Consider the following 14,709-nt stretch of genomic DNA (forward strand, 5'->3'; position numbering starts at 1 on the left):
GCCCCGATCCGCGGGCGGCGCGCGCCTCAGGCGGTGAAGGCGTAGCCCACCCCATGGACGGTGCGGATGAAGTGGCTTCCGCTTTTGGACGAGGGCATCTTCCGGCGCAGCCGGCTCACGATTCCGTCCACGACGCGGTCGTAGCTCTCCCAGCTCCGCCCCTTGATCGCGTTCATGATCTGGTCGCGGCTGAGAACCTGCCCCCGCCGCGCCAGAAGCGCCGCCAGCAGCTCGAACTCCGAGGTGGTCAGCTCGATCTCGGCGCCGTCGGGGGCCCAGACCTTCCGCGCCTGAAGGCTCATGCCATAGCCCTCGAACGCATGATCGACCTGGGGGCGCCCGGCGGGTAGGGCCGCCGCCGCCCGGCCCGTCCGGCGGAAGACCGCCCCGACCCGCGCGGCCAGCTCGCGCGCGACAAACGGCTTGACCAGCGAGTCATCGGCGCCAAGCTCCAGCCCCAGAACACCGTCGCTTTCGGCGCGCCGCGACGCGAGAAGGATGATGCCGCGATCCGTGACCTGCCGCAATTCGCGCACCAGAGAGAGGCCGTTTCCGTCCGGCAGCGACGTGTCGATCAGAAAGAGATCCACCTGCTCCTGCGCGTGGATCCTGCGGAACTGCGCCAGGGTCTTGGCCGTGATCACCCGGAACCCGCGCTCTTCCAGCACTTCCTGCACGACTGTCAGCACCGAGGCCTCGTCATCGAGTGCAAGGATGCACGGGACCATCCGTTACTCCGAGTTCCGTCACCTGACCATCGGGACAACCTTAGCGTGTTTTTCCATCGAGGCAACGCCCGAAAGCCCCGCGCCGCGCGGCAGACGCTCCCGGATCCGGTCGGGCGAAGGATCGGTTGCAAACACGTTCCGCGTCTCAAGCCCTTCGCGATGAAGATATCGAAGTGCGCGCAAGCGGCGCGTCCGGGCCAGCTGGATCAGGGCAACCGTCATTCTGCCTGCCTCCTTTCGAACGGGCGGAATTGCGCTCAAGGAGGGAAACGGCGAAAGCTGAACACCTTTTAGTTGTGTCCTGCAAAATTTCGCAACCTCTTGGCGTCGCTCGCTTTCTTCAGCTGTGACTTTTTTGCCAGAGTAGGCAGAAATTCTCGGACGGATGGACCTTTGACCCCCTTTCGCATAATCGGCACAAATCCGCCTACTACCTGTTTGAGGGTAGAGTGGGTAACGAATCATTATCCGGTTGAGCAGCGGCTGCCATGCGCTGCGGGACGCCGGAGGGGGCTCGCGCAAGCGCTTCGTTCTGGGGAGACGATGGAATGACACATATCCACGACGGCGAGAAACCCGCCTTCCGCCTGGGCTGGCCCTTCTTCGTCAGGGCGGCCCGCCAGCCCTCCGCCAACCTCAAGACACCCAAGATCCTGACGCGCGAAGAGCTGAAAGAGCTTTTCTCGTCCGAGTTGTCCCAATCCGGCACCGAGCGCCGCGAACGCCCCCTCGGCATGAGACAGGGCGGACGCTTTCCAGCCTGATCCCCCGGCCCGACAGCCTTTCCCCCCTGTCCAGCCGTGGCAGATCTGGTATCTCTGGCAACAAGACCGCCACCGGAGGCCCCAGATGCTGACATATCTCTGTCTGAGCGAAACCGACGGCCCCGCCCGCTTCTACCGGGTGGAACTCGCCTACAACCTCTTCGGCGAATACACCGTCCTGCGCGAATGGGGCCGCCGCAGCCCCGGTCGGGCCGGCCGGAGGCTCGTCACCTGGTTTTCCAACCTGCGGGATGCCTGCCTAGCGGCCGAGCGTTGGCACCAGCGCGCCCGTCGGCGTGGCTACCGCACCACCATCGAAGGCAGCGCATGACGCATCTGTGGGTGAGGGCCGAACAGCGGCCCAACGAGGAACGTGTGGGGCTCACGCCCGCAGGCGCCGCGGCGCTGGTGGCCAAGGGCATCCGGGTGACGGTCGAGGCCAGCCGCGTCCGCGCCCTCTCGATCGAGGGCTACGCCGCCGCGGGCTGCGCCATCGCCGCCGAGAACTCCTGGCCCTCCGCCCCCGACGACGCGATCATCTTCGGGTTGAAGGAACTGCCCGAGGACGGCACCCCCCTCCGCCACCGCCACATCCTCTTCGGCCACGCCTTCAAGGGCCAGCCCGCCGGCCGCATCCTCCTGGAGCGGTTCAAGGCCGGCGGCGGCACGCTCTACGACCTCGAGTCGCTGGTGGACGAGACCGGACGCCGCGTCGCCGCCTTCGGCTATTGGGCGGGCTACGCCGGCGCCGCCGTCGCGCTGAAATGCTGGGCGGCGCAGGCGCGGGGCGGGATCTGCGATCCCGTCTCAACCTGGCCCGGCCGCGAAGGCCTGCTGGCCGATCTCGCCGCTGAGCTGGCGGCCTCCGGGGCGCCGCAGCCGCGCGCACTGGTGATCGGCGCGCAGGGCCGCGTGGGCACCGGCGCGGCCGACCTCTGCGAGTCGATGGGCCTCGCCGTCACCCGCTGGGACATCGCCGAAACCGCGCACGGCGGCCCCTTCCCCGAGGTGCTCGAGCACGAGATCTTCCTCAACTGCATCCTTGCGCGGCCCGGCTGCCCGGTTTTCGTGCCGGCCGAGGCGCTCGACGCCCCGCGCGCCCTCCGCGTGATCGGAGACATCGCCTGCGATCCGACCTCGGACTTCTCGCCGATCAAGGTCTATGATCGCGTCACCAGCTGGTCGGCGCCCGCGCTTCGCGTCCATGCCGACCCGGTGCTCGACGTGATGGCGATCGACAACCTGCCCTCGCTCCTGCCCGTCGAGAGCAGCGAGGATTATGCAGCCCAGCTGCTCCCCTCGCTCCTGGCGCTCGACCGCCTCGACGAGGGCGTCTGGGCCCGCGCCAAGGTCGAGTTCGACCGCCACATGGCCGATCTCTGACCGCCCGCCGCGCGTTTCATTCTCGCACGAATATCCTCGGGGGGAGCCCGTCCCCCGGACGGGCGCGGGGGGCAGACAGCCCCCCGCCTTTCCACAGGCGCGCGCTCAGCCCTTCCCGAGCATCCGGTAGAACAGCCCGTCCGGCAGCAACTGCGAGAAGCGGAAGAACGAGGCGAACATCAGCGGGAAGTTCATGCGGAAATTGTCCGAGCACATGTGCTCGAACATGTGCTGCGCCGCCTTCTCCGGCTCCATGATCGAGGGCATGCGGAACCTGTTCTTGTCGGTCAGCCGGGTGCGTATGAAGCCGGGGTTGACCAGCTGCACCTCGACGCCGGTGCCGCGCAGGTCGGCGTAGAGCGACTCGGTCAGCGCCATGACGCCCGCCTTGCTGGCGGAATAGCCGATGGCGCCGGGCAGGCCGCGATAGCCGCCGATGCTGCCAACCACCACCAGATGCCCGCGGTTCGCGGCGATCATGCCCGGCAGGATGGCCGAGGCCAGCCGCACGAGCCCCGACAGGTTGGTGTCGATCATCGCCTCGACCTTGGCCGTCTCCCACTCCTGCGCCTTCATCGGCCAGTAGGTCCCGGCGAGATAGACCACGCCGTCGAAGGACCCCACCTTGACAAGCGCCGCCTCGATCGAGGCCTCGGAGGTCACATCCAGCACGACCGCTTCGGCCGGCGCGGGCATCGCCTCGACCGCCTCCGCCAGACGCGCCTCGTCGCGGCCCGACAGGATGACCCGCGCCCCCGCCCCGCTCAGTTTCTTCGCCAGCGCGAGACCGAGGCCCTCGCTTCCGCCGATGAGCCAATACCGCTTACCTACAAAGTCTCTCATCTCTCGATCCGTCTCAGTGTCGCCACAAGCTCGGCCACCTTGATCCCGAACTTGCGGAACTGGCTCCGATTGATGATCGTGCCATTCTCCAGACGGTACATCCAGTCAATCACATCCAGCACATGCCCCCCTGCGTCATCTTGAAGCCGCAGCCGGTAGCGCAGGCAAAGGGCTGATCCTTCAGCCTTTCCGACCCCGGTGCCCACCACGTCATCGGCCTGTGCACGCAGCGTCCCGTCGTTGCCTAGGGTAAAGCGCCACTCGCGCCGGTCGGTGGCGCCGCTGTCGTAGCGGAAGTGCTCGGTCAGCACGCCGGAGGTTCCGTCCCAGCGCCCCTCCATGTCCGCAACGAACCGCGAGGTGACGCGGCCGGTCGGCCCGTAGATCACGCCCTCGCACAGCAGGGGCCCGGCCAGATCGCGCCGCGGATCGAGCAGGGGCCCCTTGCCGGCATAGTCCGCCGGCCGCTGCGCCGCGAAGGCGAGGGTTCGGCTGCGCAGCAGGGCAAGGCCGAGGATCACGAGGGCACCAAGCGCAAGGAACAGGAACGGGGTCACGGGTCAGCTCTCCGGGATGGGGGTGGCAAGCAGGAGGAGGATGGCGAAGACCTTCAGCGCGCAGGGCACGAGGGCATAGAGCACCGACAGCAGGAGGAGCGCACCCTCGGGCCCGGTGCTGCCCGGCGTGAAGCCCGCCAGTTGCAGCAGCGGCAGGACCGAGGCCGCCGCCAGCGCAAGCGCAAGTTTCGAGGCAAAGGACCAGAGGCCGAAGGCCGTGGCCTCCCCCGATCCCGTGCGCGCGAGATGGCGCGCGAAGATTGCGGGCAGCAGCACCATGTCGGCCCCCAGCGCCGCGCCCGACGCCGCGCAGATCAGCGCGAAACCCACGATTTCGCCCGGCCCCAGCGTGAAGGCGAAGACGAAGGACGCCACGGCCAGCGCCATGCCCGCCAGCAGCACGGGTTTCGCGCCTCGGGTGCGGGCGGCGCGGCTCCAGCCGGGCGCGCTCGCCGCGGCGGCGAGGAAGAACAGCAGAAGCAGCGGTCCCTCCCAGCCGGCGGCGTCGAGGCGGCTTTCGACGAAGAACAGGAAAAGCGTCGAGGTCACCGCCACCGGCGCCGCATTGACCAGCGCCAGCAGCAGAAGCCGCCGGATCATCGGATCGCGCAGCACCGCCCGCAGGTCCGGCCGCGGCGGCTCGGCCAGGCCCGCCCATTCGCGGCGCATGGCGAACCACGCCACCAGCGCAAGCCCGGCAAAGCCCCAGGCAAAGAGGGCAAAGCTGCCCAGCACGACCGGCGCGACGGCCGCCAGAGAGACGCCCGCGAGCGCCCCGGCCTCGCGCCAGCCGGCCAGCCGCAGATGCCCGCCCGGTCCCAGCCGCGCGGCCTTGCCCACCCCTTCGGAGTAGAAGGCGATGGTGAGGAAGGAGAAGGCCGAGAAGAGCACGACCAGCATCAGCGCGAACCACAGGAGCGGCGCGACCGGCGGCGACACGGCAAAGAGGCCCACCATCGCCAGCGCGAGCAGCAGCACCGCCCCCGCCACCATGCCGGCCCGGCGCCGGCGCGTCACCTCGGCCAGCCATCCCAGCGCGGGATCCTGCACCACATCCACCAGCCGGAGCGCGGCCAGAACCGCGCCCAGCGCGCCCAGGCTCATGCCATGTTCGTCCACATAGACCTTCGGCGCATGGATGTAGATCGGCAGGCCCGCAGCCGCGATCAGCCCCGCAAGAAGCGACCACGGCAGAAGCCTCGCCGTCACCGCGTGACGTCTTGCAGCGGCGGCGCCGGCCGGCTGCGGTAGCGGGCGCCCTTCAGCGCCAGCTTCAGCGCCTGCCAGTGGATCAACGCCAGCACCCGGCGCGAGCCGAAGGGCCGGCGCAGGCAGGCCCGCAGGATGCCCATGTTCGTAAGCGGCGCCCGGCGCCCCGTGAGGGTGGCATAGAGCCCGCCCTCGGCAAAGTTGTAGTCGATCCAGACGCCTACCCGATCCTCACGGATGTCAAAGCGGAAGCGGTAGCCGCCCTCGATCGGCTGGAAGGGCGAGACATGCATGATCTTGGCCGCGGTCAGCGTGTCCGTCCGCTCGATGGCCGAGCCGTCTTCCTTGGCGCAGAGATACCAGTGACGGTCGCCGAAGGTGTTGCTCACCTCGGCGACGACGGTGCGCAGCGCCCCCTCGGCGTCATGGCAGAGCCAGAAGCTGACCGGGTTGAACACATGCCCCATCACCCGCGGCTGTGTCAGCAGAAGGATGCGTGCGGCCGGAGCCATCCCCTGCGCCGCCAGCACCTCGCGCACCCAGGCGACGCCCCGGCCCTGCCCCGGCTCACCGCCGTAGTCGCGGTCATGCAGCGCAATCAGGTTGGCCCGGTTGCGCGAGAAGAGCGCGGGCCCCTCGACCGCCTCGGGATCGACGATCAGGTAATCCACCCCGTAGCGGAAGCTGTTCCCGAGCGCGCCCTTGCGCCCGTGAAAGGTCTCACCCTGAACATGCTCGGCCCACATGGCGCGCCTCAGGCCGCGACCGGGGTGGCGGCGCGGCGGCGCATCGCCTCGACCACATCCACGGCGCTTGCAAAGCCGTCCTCATGGAAGCCGTTCCGCATCCAGGCGCCGGCGAACCAGGTCTGCCGCTCGCCGTTCATCATCCGCAGCGCCGCGACGCCCAGTTGCGCGGCCAGATCATAGACCGGATGACGGAAGGTCACGACGTCATGCACCAGCTCTTCGCGCACCTGCCGGTTGCCGTTCAGCGTCACGAACAGCGGATCGTCCTCGGGGATCGGCTGAAGCGAGTTCATCCAGTAGGTGATATCGATCGGCGCCTGCGGATCCTCGGGCTCGAGATAGACCCACGAGGCCCAGGCGGCCCGACGCTTGGGCATGACCGACCTGTCCGAATGGAGCACCGCCCGGTTCGGCTGGTAGCGCACCGATCCCAGCGCCGTCCGCTCGGCCTCGGTCGCATCCGACAGAAGCCGCAGCGTATCGTCGGAATGGGTGGCGAAGATGACCTCGTCAAACGCCTCCCACTCGCCGCCCTCGGCACGCACGCGCACGCCGCCGCCTTCGCGCCGCACGCCCGCCACCCCGGCGCCCAGCCGCAGATCCACCCCGCGCGACGCCATCGACGCCTGCAGGCGGCTTACATATTCGATCGAGCCACCCGCCACCGTGTACCACTGATGCTGCCCGGTGTGCGACAGCAGCGCGTGATTCTCGAAGAACCGCAGCATCGCCTGCGCGGGAAAATCCAGGATCCCGCGCGAGGGCGTGGACCAGATCGCCCCCGAGATCGGCAGCAGATAATAGTCGCGGAACCAGTTGCCCAGTTCGAGCCGCGCCAGAAGCTCGCCGATCGTCATGCGGGGATCGTCGGCATGCTCCATCGCGTGCGCGTTGAAGCGCAGCACATCCATCAGCATGTTCAGGAAGCGCGGATCGAGGGCATTCCGCTTCTGCGCAAAAACGGCCTTCAGGTCCTTGAGCCCGTATTCCAGCCGCCCGCCGCGCACCGAGGCGCCAAAGCTCATGTCGCTCTTGACCACGGGCACCTTGAGCTCGTCGAAGAGCCGCGTCAGGTGCGGGTAATTCACCTTGTTGAAGACGATGAAGCCCGTATCCACCGGCTGATCGCCGCGCTTGCCGGCCAGAACCGTCCTTGCATGGCCGCCGAGGCGCTTCTCGGACTCGAACAGGACCACCGCGTGATCGCGGGCGAGCATATGCGCCGCCGCCATCCCCGAGACCCCTCCACCGATTACAGCGACGCGCCGGCGCGCGAACTCAGACGTCTCGAATGGCATGCCCTGCACCTTCCCTCTTCATGTGCGGTTGATACGCTGCGTCACGCGGCCCGGATCAGTCGGCCCGCAGCTTTTTCTCGACCCGGCCGGGTGATCCAGACTGCCCCGCGGGGCGTAAACAGCGCGTAAGGAGCACGGCAGGGGCCAACCGAAAAATACGGATGCAAGCGGGAGACCGGTTGCCTATCTTCTCCCGCGGGCGACGAGGGAAAGGCCTGCTGTGACGGACAAGAGTAACGGGACGGACTGGGTGGCACTCATGCGTGCGATCCGGGATCATCGGGACGAGGCAGCCTTCGCGGAGCTGTTCCAGCACTTCGCGCCGAGGGTGAAGGGCTTCCTGATGAAATCCGGCAGCGTGGAGTCCCAGGCCGAGGAATGTGCGCAGGATGTGATGGCAACGGTGTGGCAGAAGGCTCATCTCTTCGATCCGTCGCGGGCGTCGGTGGCGACCTGGATCTTCACGATCGCGCGAAACCGGCGGATCGACGGGCTGCGAAAGGCGCGCCAGCCAGAGCCCGAGGATCTCTTCTGGGGCCCGGACGCCGAGCCCGATCAGGCCGACGTCTATGAAATGCAGCAGGAGAACGACCGCCTCGGCCGCGCCATCGCCCGCCTGCCCGAGGCGCAGCGGGCCCTGATCGAGCGCGCCTTCTTCGGCGACCTCACCCACCGGGAACTTGCGGTCGAGACCGGGCTTCCCCTTGGCACCATCAAGTCGCGCATCCGGCTCGCGCTGGAACGTCTGCGCCAGCACATGAGTTGAACGAGACCATGACGATCCGGCACCATGTTTCCGACGCCCTCCTGACGGCCTATGCGGCGGGCTCGCTGCCCGAGGCATTCTCGCTGGTGGTGGCGACACATCTTTCGCTCTGCGACGATTGCCGCGCACGGGCCGCGGCCCTCGATGCGGTGGGCGGGCGGCTGATGGAAGAGGCGGCTCCGGTCGCCCTCTCCGAGGGCAGCCTTGCCGCCGTCATGTCCCGGCTCGACCGCCGCATCGAGGTGCCCGCGCGGCCCGCCCGCCGCGCCGACCCGCGCGCCCCCGCGCCGCTGGCCGACTATGTCGGCGGACGGCTCCAGGATGTCCGCTGGCGGGCGCTGGGCGGTGGCGTGCGGCAGGCGATCCTGCCGACCGGAGGCGAGGCCATCGCGCGGCTTCTGTGGATACCGGGCGGCCAGGCCGTGCCCGACCACGGCCACCGGGGGATGGAGCTGACGCTCGTGCTGCAGGGCGCCTTCCGCGACGAGACGGACCGCTTCGGCCCCGGCGACCTCGAGATTGCCGACGAAGAGCTTGAGCATACGCCGACGGCCGAGGCCGGGATCGACTGCATCTGCCTCGCCGCGACCGACGCGCCGCTGCGCTTCAACAGCTTCCTTCCCAAGCTGGTGCAGCCCTTCTTCCGCATCTGAGCGCGCATTGGCCGTGGGCAGAAGGGCCGTGCATTTCACGAAGCGCGAATGACGCGGGCCTTTACTCGGCCGCGTCGGTGCGTGGTCTCATATCCTCGAAGTCGAAATTGTCGAGCCTCCGAGCCTTCTTGCCGGCCTTGCCGGCCGAGATGCGGATCTCTTCCACGTCGCGCGCGGCCTGCGTGAAGTGGCGGTCGAGGTTGCCCACGCGGTCCGTCAGCCGGTCGATCTCGCGGCCCAGTTCGGCCAGTTCGCGCCGGATCGCGCCAGCCTGCGCCCGCATCCTTGCATCCTTCAGCACCGCCCGCATCGTGTTCAGCACCGCCATGCAGGTGGTGGGCGAGACGATCCAGACCCGCGCCGCAAAGCCTTCGCGCACGATGTCGCCGAAATTGGCATGAAGCTCGGCATAGACCGCCTCGGAAGGCAGAAACATCATCGCCCCGTCCGCCGTCTCGCCCTCGAGAATGTATTTCTCGGCGATGGCGCGGATATGGGCGCGAACGGCCACCCGCATCATCCGCTGCGCCTCCATCTGCGCCGCCGGATTCTCGGCCGCCCGCAGCGCCTCGTAGGCCTCGAGCGGAAACTTCGAGTCGATCACGATTGGCCCCGGCGGCTCGGGGAGGTGGATCAGGCAATCCGCCCGCCGCCCGTTCGAAAGCGTCGCCTGCATCGTGTAACTGTCGGAGGGCAAGGCCTTCTGCACGATGTCATTCAGCTGGATCTCGCCGAAGGCGCCCCGCGTCTGCTTGTTGGACAGGATGTCCTGCAGCCCCAGCACGTCGCCCGACAGCTTCTCGATGTTGGCCTGCGCCCGGTCGATGGTCTCAAGCCGCTGATGCAGATCGCCCAGCGAGCGCGCCGTGCGCAGCGCGGTGCCGTGCAGGCTCTCGGCCATGCCGCGCTGCACCTCGGCCAGGCGCCGCTCCATCAGCTGCAGCATGGCGCCCTGGCTCGAGGCCTGCGCCTCGGAGACATGATGCAGCCCGCCCGCCAGCCGCTCCTGCCCGTCCGAGAGCATCTGCACCTGCTGGCCGAGCCACCCCAGCTCGTTCAGCATCGGCGCGACCATCCGCGCCGACCGCCCGGCCGCGCGCAGGATCAGCAGGAGCATCACCAGAAGGATCAGCCCCGCGCCCACGCCAAGCACCAGCGGGTCGTCCCAGCTGAAGGTCCGGTCGCCGATGCGGATCATTGCGGGCGGGTCATCGCCGGCCGAACAGCCGCTCGATGTCGGCCAGCTTCAGCTCGACATAGGTGGGCCGGCCGTGGTTGCACTGACCCGAGAGGGGCGTGGCCTCCATCTCGCGCAGAAGCGCGTTCATCTCTTCGGCCCGCAAGGCGCGGCCCGAGCGCACCGATCCGTGGCAGGCCATGCGCGAGAGCACGGCGTCCATCCTCGCCTGAAGCCGGTCCGAGCTGCCCAGATCGGCCAGATCGTCGAGAATGTCGCGCAGGAGCGGCGCCGCCTCGACCTTGCCGAGGATGGCGGGCACCTCGCGAACGGCAACCGCGCCCCCGCCAAAGGGCTCGAGCACGAGGCCGAGGGCCGCCAACTCGTCCGCCGCCTCGAGAAGCCGGGCGGCGTCCGAGGGCGACAACTCGACGATCTCGGGGATCAGCAGCACCTGCCGCGCGATACCGGCCCCGTCGCGTTGCCGCTTGAGCCGTTCATAGACCAGCCGCTCGTGCGCCGCGTGCTGGTCCACGATCACGAGGCCGCGGGCGGTCTGCGCAAGGATCCAGTTGCCGTGGATCTGCGCGCGCGCCGCCCCGAGCGGACGATCCTCGGCCGCGTCAACGGGCGCCTCCTCAACCCGCGCGGCGGGCGCCTCGGCCAGCCCCGGCATGGCCGCCTGCGGCGCCTGAAAGGCGAAGCTGCGCGCGACCGAGGCGGCGGACGGGCGGTCCATCTGGTAGATGCGCGCCGCGGGCGGGGCGGCGGCCTCGGGGCGGAAGGCCTCGAGCGTGTCCCCGGCGACGGTGGTCGAGGCGCGATGCCCCGCCCCCGCCAGTGCCTGACGCAGCGCGGTGACGATCAGCCCGCGCACCTCGCCCGACTCGCGGAACCGCACCTCGGCCTTGGCGGGATGCACGTTCACATCCACCCGCTGCGGATCGCAGATCAGGTTCAGCACGGCGGCCGGATAGCGGTCGCGGCTCAGCACATCCATGTAGCCCGCCCGAAGCGCGCCGAGCAGCATCCGGTCGAGCACCGGACGGCCGTTCACGAACAGGAACTGCGCCACGCCCGAGCCACGCGAGTAGGTCGGCAGCGCGGCGTAGCCCTGCAGGCGCAGCCCTTCGCGCGCGACATCGATGCGCAGCGCGTTCTCGGCGAAATCGGCGCCCACCACCCGCGCCACGCGGCGGTGGAGGGCGTCGAAGAGATCCCCACCCTCGGCCTCGGCGCGGAACAGCAGACGCGGCTCGCCCGCGGAATGGTCGGTCAGGGTGAAGCCCACCTCGGGCTCGGCCAGCGCCAGACGGCGGACAACCTCGGCGATGGCCTGCGTCTCGGCGCGGTCGGTGCGCAGGAACTTGAGCCGTGCGGGCGTGGCGAAGAAGAGGTCGCGCAGCTCGACCACCGTGCCCGCCCCCAGCGCGGCGGGGCGCACGGGCTCCATCCGGCCGGCGCTGACGGTCACCGCCGCACCCTCGCCCCCGGCCACCCGCGAGGTGATCACAAGCCGCCCCACCGCCGCCAGCGAGGGCAGCGCCTCACCGCGGAAGCCGAAACTGCGGATGTCGAGCAGGTCCGAGCCGTCGATCTTCGAGGTGGCGTGGCGCGACAGGGCGAGCGGCAGATCCCCGGCCGTCATGCCGCAGCCGTCATCGGTCACGCGGATGAGCGTCTTGCCCCCGTCGGCAATATCCACCGAGACCCGGCGCGCGCCGGCATCGAGCGCGTTCTCCACCAGTTCCTTGACAGCCGAGGCCGGACGCTCCACCACCTCGCCGGCCGCGATGCGGTTGATGGCGGCTTCGTCGAGCTGCCGGATCACCGGGCGCGCGGCGCCTATCTTGGGGCTGAGGAGCGTCATGCTACCAGCCTTAGCAGAAGAGCCGCCGCTTCGCCACCGGGAACAACCGATCGGCCTCAGCCGTCGGACGCGAGCCCCTCGGGCTCGCCCACCACGACGAAATGCAGCGCCTCGGGCTTGAGGAGGCGCGCGGCCACGCGCTTCACATCCTCGAGCGTCACGGCCTCGACCTTCGCATTGCGCGTCACCGGATAGTCGATCGGCAGGTCCTCCATCTGCATCCCGACGAGGATGCTGGCGATCGGGCCGTTGCCGTCGAAGCGCAGCGGATAGGAGCCGGTGAGGTAGGTCTTGGTCGCCTCCAGTTCCTCGGCCGTCACGCCTTCGGCCGCCGCGCGGGTCCATTCCTCGCGCACGATCTGGACCGCCTGCCCCACCGTCGCGTTGGAACTGGCGAAGTGGCCCATCATCAGCTCGGCATGGTCCATCGGCGCGAGATAGGACCCGATCCCGTAGGTCAGCCCGCGCTTTTCGCGCACCTCGGTCATCAGGCGCGAGCCGAACCGGCCGCCGCCGAGGATCTCGTTGAGGACATAGGCCGGGAAGAAGTCGGGGTCGTCGCGCTTGATCCCTTCATGCCCGAAGCGCACGGATGCCTGCGGGGTCGGAAACTCGACCACCGTCACCCCGCCGCCGATCCGCCACTCGGCCCGCGGAGGCATGGGGGCGCCCTCGGCCGGCAGGTCGCCGAGCAGCCGGTCGAGCAGCGTGCCCAGCTCTTCCGCCGTGATGTCGCCCGCCGCCGCGACATAGATCCGGTCGCGGGCGAGCGCGGCACGGTGCGCCGCCACGATGTCGTCGCGCATGAGGGCCCGGACGCTGTCGGGGGTGCCCGACCCGTCGCTGCCATAGGGGTGGGCGCCGAAGGCCTTCTCGTGGAAGGTCCGGCCGGCAATCCGCGTCGGATCCTTGGCATCCGAGGCCAGCCCCGACAGCACCTGCCCCCGCACGCGCTCGATGGCGTCGGCATCGAAACGCGGCTCGACCAGCGCGAGGCGAAGGAGATCCACCGCCTCGTCCCGATTCTCGGTCAGGAAGCGGGCCGAGACGGCCACCGCATCCGTGGTGGGACGGAAGGAAAAGCTGGCGGCCAGCCCGTCGCGGGCACGGGCAAAGCCCTGCGCGTCGAGATCGCCGGCGCCTTCCTCGATCAGGCCCGTCATCAGGTTGACCGCCCCCCGTGCGCCCTCGGGATCGAGCGAGGTGCCGCCCCGGAACCGGATCTCGAGCGCGGTGAAGGGCAGGTCGTGCGACTCCACCAGCCAGGCGCGAATGCCGCCGGGGGAAGTCACATCCCGGATCTGGACATCGGCCCGCACCGGCAGGGCGAACAGGATCAACGCAAAGGTCAGGCGCAGCATCATTGGCTTGTCTCCTCGTCGGCCTGCATCAGCCAGCCGGTGACGGCGCGGCGGCGGTCGAAGACCTCGCGCGCGGCGGCCATCACGTCCTCGGGCGTCACCGCCTGCAGCACATCGGGCCAGGCCTTCACGTCCTCGACCGTCAGCCCCGTGGTCAGCGCGGCGCCGTAGCGGCGGGCCAGCCCGTCCACATTGTCACGCGAATAGATGTCCTGCGCGCCGAGCTGGATCTTGATCCGCGCGAAATCCTCTGGGTCGGGCCCCTCCTCGAGGAAGCGCGCGACGACCTCATCCATCGCCTCCTCGGCCTCGTCGAGCGGCACGCCGGGCACCGGCACGACCGCAAGCCCGAAGCTGCCCGAGTCGAGCGCCCCGCCATTGTACCAGGCCTGCGCCCAGACGGCGCGGGGCCGCTCGCCGAACTGCAACTCGCGCGCGAGAAGCGATGTGGTGGGGCTGCCGCCCAGCAGCTCGGCCAGGATCGTGAGGGCCGCCGCCTTCTCCTGCGCGCCGCTCTGACGGGCGGGGGCGAGGTAGCTGCGCGAGACATAGGGCTGCGCCACGCGCGGATCGGTGAAGGTCAGGCGGCGCTCGGACAGTTGCGGCGGTTCCTGCGGGCGCAGCCGCTCGGGCAGGTTCGCCGATGGCTCGAGCGGGCCGTAATGCTCTTCGGCCATGCGCCGCACCTCGGCCGGGTCCACGTCGCCCGCAACCACCAGGATCGCGTTGTTCGGCGCGTAATAGGTCCGGTAGAAGCTGAAGGCGTCCTCGCGGTCCAGCTGCTCGATCTCGTGCCGCCAGCCGATGATCGGGATGCCGTAGGGGTGGTTCAGGTAGGCCGCCGCGCGGCTCTGCTCGGAAAAGATCGAGCCGGGGTCGCTGTCGATGCGCTGGCTGCGCTCTTCCAGCACCACCTGCCGCTCGGTGCGCACATCCTCTTCCGTCATCTCGAGGTCGCGCATCCGGTCGGCTTCCATCTTCATCATCAGATCGAGCCGGTCGGCCGCGACGCGCTGGAAGTAGGCGGTGTAGTCCCACGAGGTGAAGGCGTTGTCGTCGCCGCCCTGCGCCTCGACCGTGGCCGAGAACTCGCCCGCGGCCAGGTCGTCCGTGCCCTTGAACATCAGATGCTCGAGGAAGTGGGCGATGCCGGAATGGCCGGGCGGCTCATCGGCGGCGCCCACGCGATACCAGACCATATGGGTCACGACAGGGGCGCGGTGATCCTCGATCACCACCACCTCAAGCCCGTTCGGCAGGCGAAAATCGCTCACCGTCTCGGCCAGGGCGGGAAGCGAGAGCATGAGCCAGGTGGCGGCCGGAAGGGCCAGGCGGCGCAGCATCATCATGT

General features: G+C 69.4%; 16 protein-coding genes. 5 read left to right on the plus strand and 11 right to left on the minus strand.

The features are described 5' to 3' along the window. Nucleotides 1–26: 26 nt before the first annotated feature. Together FG154_RS10625 and FG154_RS10630 are read right to left on the minus strand one after the other, a co-directional pair. Nucleotides 27–728 (minus strand): winged helix-turn-helix domain-containing protein, encoded by a 702-nt coding sequence (locus FG154_RS10625; RefSeq protein ID WP_145107463.1) that lies wholly within the window; start codon nt 726–728, stop codon nt 27–29. Between the two features lie 18 nt (nt 729–746). After that, nucleotides 747–950 carry a hypothetical protein gene (locus FG154_RS10630; RefSeq protein ID WP_145107464.1) on the minus strand — a complete coding sequence of 68 codons (204 nt, stop codon included), beginning with the start codon at nt 948–950 and terminating at the stop codon, nt 747–749. Between the two features lie 326 nt (nt 951–1,276). On the opposite strand from FG154_RS10630, the gene FG154_RS10635 reads away from it, so the two are divergent. The 3 genes from FG154_RS10635 (at nt 1,277) to FG154_RS10645 (ending at nt 2,875) form a co-directional block, all read left to right on the plus strand. Further along, nucleotides 1,277–1,492: a hypothetical protein gene (locus FG154_RS10635; RefSeq protein ID WP_145107465.1), complete on the plus strand. Its 216-nt coding sequence runs from the start codon at nt 1,277–1,279 to the stop codon at nt 1,490–1,492. Nucleotides 1,493–1,577: 85 nt separating this feature from the next. Further along, nucleotides 1,578–1,823, plus strand: a complete 246-nt coding sequence (locus FG154_RS10640) for a WGR domain-containing protein (protein ID WP_145107466.1) — start codon at nt 1,578–1,580, stop codon at nt 1,821–1,823. Next, nucleotides 1,820–2,875: a saccharopine dehydrogenase gene (locus tag FG154_RS10645; RefSeq protein WP_145107468.1), complete on the plus strand. Its 1,056-nt coding sequence runs from the start codon at nt 1,820–1,822 to the stop codon at nt 2,873–2,875. Before FG154_RS10640 ends, FG154_RS10645 begins: the two co-directional genes overlap by 4 nt. A gap of 105 nt (nt 2,876–2,980) precedes the next feature. Here the strand turns inward: FG154_RS10645 and FG154_RS10650 are convergent, their stop codons facing one another. Genes FG154_RS10650 through FG154_RS10670 form a run of 5 tightly spaced genes read right to left on the minus strand, consistent with a single transcriptional unit; the run spans nt 2,981 to nt 7,531 of the window. Continuing rightward, on the minus strand, nt 2,981–3,718 hold the full coding sequence (locus tag FG154_RS10650) for an SDR family NAD(P)-dependent oxidoreductase (protein ID WP_145107469.1): 738 nt from the start codon (nt 3,716–3,718) through the stop codon (nt 2,981–2,983). Beyond that, nucleotides 3,715–4,275 carry a DUF3833 domain-containing protein gene (locus FG154_RS10655; RefSeq protein ID WP_145107471.1) on the minus strand — a complete coding sequence of 187 codons (561 nt, stop codon included), beginning with the start codon at nt 4,273–4,275 and terminating at the stop codon, nt 3,715–3,717. The genes FG154_RS10650 and FG154_RS10655 overlap by 4 nt, the downstream gene beginning before the upstream one ends. Before the next feature lie 3 nt (nt 4,276–4,278). Continuing rightward, the gene (locus FG154_RS10660) at nt 4,279–5,484 is read right to left on the minus strand and encodes an MFS transporter (protein ID WP_145107474.1); all 1,206 of its coding nucleotides are present in this window, start codon (nt 5,482–5,484) and stop codon (nt 4,279–4,281) included. Continuing rightward, nucleotides 5,481–6,230: a DUF1365 domain-containing protein gene (locus FG154_RS10665; RefSeq protein ID WP_145107476.1), complete on the minus strand. Its 750-nt coding sequence runs from the start codon at nt 6,228–6,230 to the stop codon at nt 5,481–5,483. Before FG154_RS10665 ends, FG154_RS10660 begins: the two co-directional genes overlap by 4 nt. Nucleotides 6,231–6,238: 8 nt before the next feature. Beyond that, the gene (locus FG154_RS10670) at nt 6,239–7,531 is read right to left on the minus strand and encodes an NAD(P)/FAD-dependent oxidoreductase (RefSeq protein WP_145107478.1); all 1,293 of its coding nucleotides are present in this window, start codon (nt 7,529–7,531) and stop codon (nt 6,239–6,241) included. Between the two features lie 220 nt (nt 7,532–7,751). Here FG154_RS10670 and rpoE point away from each other — a divergent pair, with 220 nt between their 5' ends. Further along, nucleotides 7,752–8,297 (plus strand): RNA polymerase sigma factor RpoE, encoded by a 546-nt coding sequence (rpoE, locus tag FG154_RS10675; RefSeq protein WP_145107480.1) that lies wholly within the window; start codon nt 7,752–7,754, stop codon nt 8,295–8,297. An 8-nt stretch (nt 8,298–8,305) separates the two neighbouring features. Continuing rightward, entirely contained in the window at nt 8,306–8,950 is a 645-nt protein-coding gene (locus FG154_RS10680; RefSeq protein WP_145107618.1) for a ChrR family anti-sigma-E factor, read from the plus strand. 61 nt (nt 8,951–9,011) lie between these two features. On the opposite strand, the gene FG154_RS10685 is transcribed toward FG154_RS10680, so the two are convergent. Genes FG154_RS10685 through FG154_RS10700 form a run of 4 tightly spaced genes read right to left on the minus strand, consistent with a single transcriptional unit; the run spans nt 9,012 to nt 14,704 of the window. Continuing rightward, nucleotides 9,012–10,148, minus strand: a complete 1,137-nt coding sequence (locus FG154_RS10685; protein WP_145107482.1) for a DNA recombination protein RmuC — start codon at nt 10,146–10,148, stop codon at nt 9,012–9,014. 10 nt (nt 10,149–10,158) lie between these two features. Then, nucleotides 10,159–11,997 (minus strand): DNA mismatch repair endonuclease MutL, encoded by a 1,839-nt coding sequence (mutL, locus tag FG154_RS10690; RefSeq protein WP_145107485.1) that lies wholly within the window; start codon nt 11,995–11,997, stop codon nt 10,159–10,161. Between the two features lie 56 nt (nt 11,998–12,053). Continuing rightward, nucleotides 12,054–13,361, minus strand: a complete 1,308-nt coding sequence (locus FG154_RS10695; RefSeq protein ID WP_145107486.1) for a M16 family metallopeptidase — start codon at nt 13,359–13,361, stop codon at nt 12,054–12,056. Then, nucleotides 13,358–14,704: a M16 family metallopeptidase gene (locus FG154_RS10700; protein ID WP_186312332.1), complete on the minus strand. Its 1,347-nt coding sequence runs from the start codon at nt 14,702–14,704 to the stop codon at nt 13,358–13,360. Before FG154_RS10700 ends, FG154_RS10695 begins: the two co-directional genes overlap by 4 nt. Nucleotides 14,705–14,709: the final 5 nt, after the last annotated feature.

Origin of the sequence: Cereibacter sediminicola (assembly GCF_007668225.1) — a bacterium.
Lineage (GTDB): Bacteria > Pseudomonadota > Alphaproteobacteria > Rhodobacterales > Rhodobacteraceae > Cereibacter_A > Cereibacter_A azotoformans.

Coding starts and splice junctions, on each gene's coding strand:
- mutL (WP_145107485.1), bottom strand. CDS start 11,997: ATGACGCTCCTCAGCCCCAAGATAGGCGCCGCGCGCCCGGTGATCCGG.
- FG154_RS10685 (WP_145107482.1), bottom strand. CDS start 10,148: ATGATCCGCATCGGCGACCGGACCTTCAGCTGGGACGACCCGCTGGTG.
- FG154_RS10680 (WP_145107618.1), top strand. CDS start 8,306: ATGACGATCCGGCACCATGTTTCCGACGCCCTCCTGACGGCCTATGCG.
- FG154_RS10640 (WP_145107466.1), top strand. CDS start 1,578: ATGCTGACATATCTCTGTCTGAGCGAAACCGACGGCCCCGCCCGCTTC.
- FG154_RS10635 (WP_145107465.1), top strand. CDS start 1,277: ATGACACATATCCACGACGGCGAGAAACCCGCCTTCCGCCTGGGCTGG.
- FG154_RS10670 (WP_145107478.1), bottom strand. CDS start 7,531: ATGCCATTCGAGACGTCTGAGTTCGCGCGCCGGCGCGTCGCTGTAATC.
- FG154_RS10625 (WP_145107463.1), bottom strand. CDS start 728: ATGGTCCCGTGCATCCTTGCACTCGATGACGAGGCCTCGGTGCTGACA.
- FG154_RS10665 (WP_145107476.1), bottom strand. CDS start 6,230: ATGTGGGCCGAGCATGTTCAGGGTGAGACCTTTCACGGGCGCAAGGGC.
- FG154_RS10630 (WP_145107464.1), bottom strand. CDS start 950: ATGACGGTTGCCCTGATCCAGCTGGCCCGGACGCGCCGCTTGCGCGCA.
- FG154_RS10650 (WP_145107469.1), bottom strand. CDS start 3,718: ATGAGAGACTTTGTAGGTAAGCGGTATTGGCTCATCGGCGGAAGCGAG.
- FG154_RS10695 (WP_145107486.1), bottom strand. CDS start 13,361: ATGATGCTGCGCCTGACCTTTGCGTTGATCCTGTTCGCCCTGCCGGTG.
- FG154_RS10645 (WP_145107468.1), top strand. CDS start 1,820: ATGACGCATCTGTGGGTGAGGGCCGAACAGCGGCCCAACGAGGAACGT.
- FG154_RS10700 (WP_186312332.1), bottom strand. CDS start 14,704: ATGATGCTGCGCCGCCTGGCCCTTCCGGCCGCCACCTGGCTCATGCTC.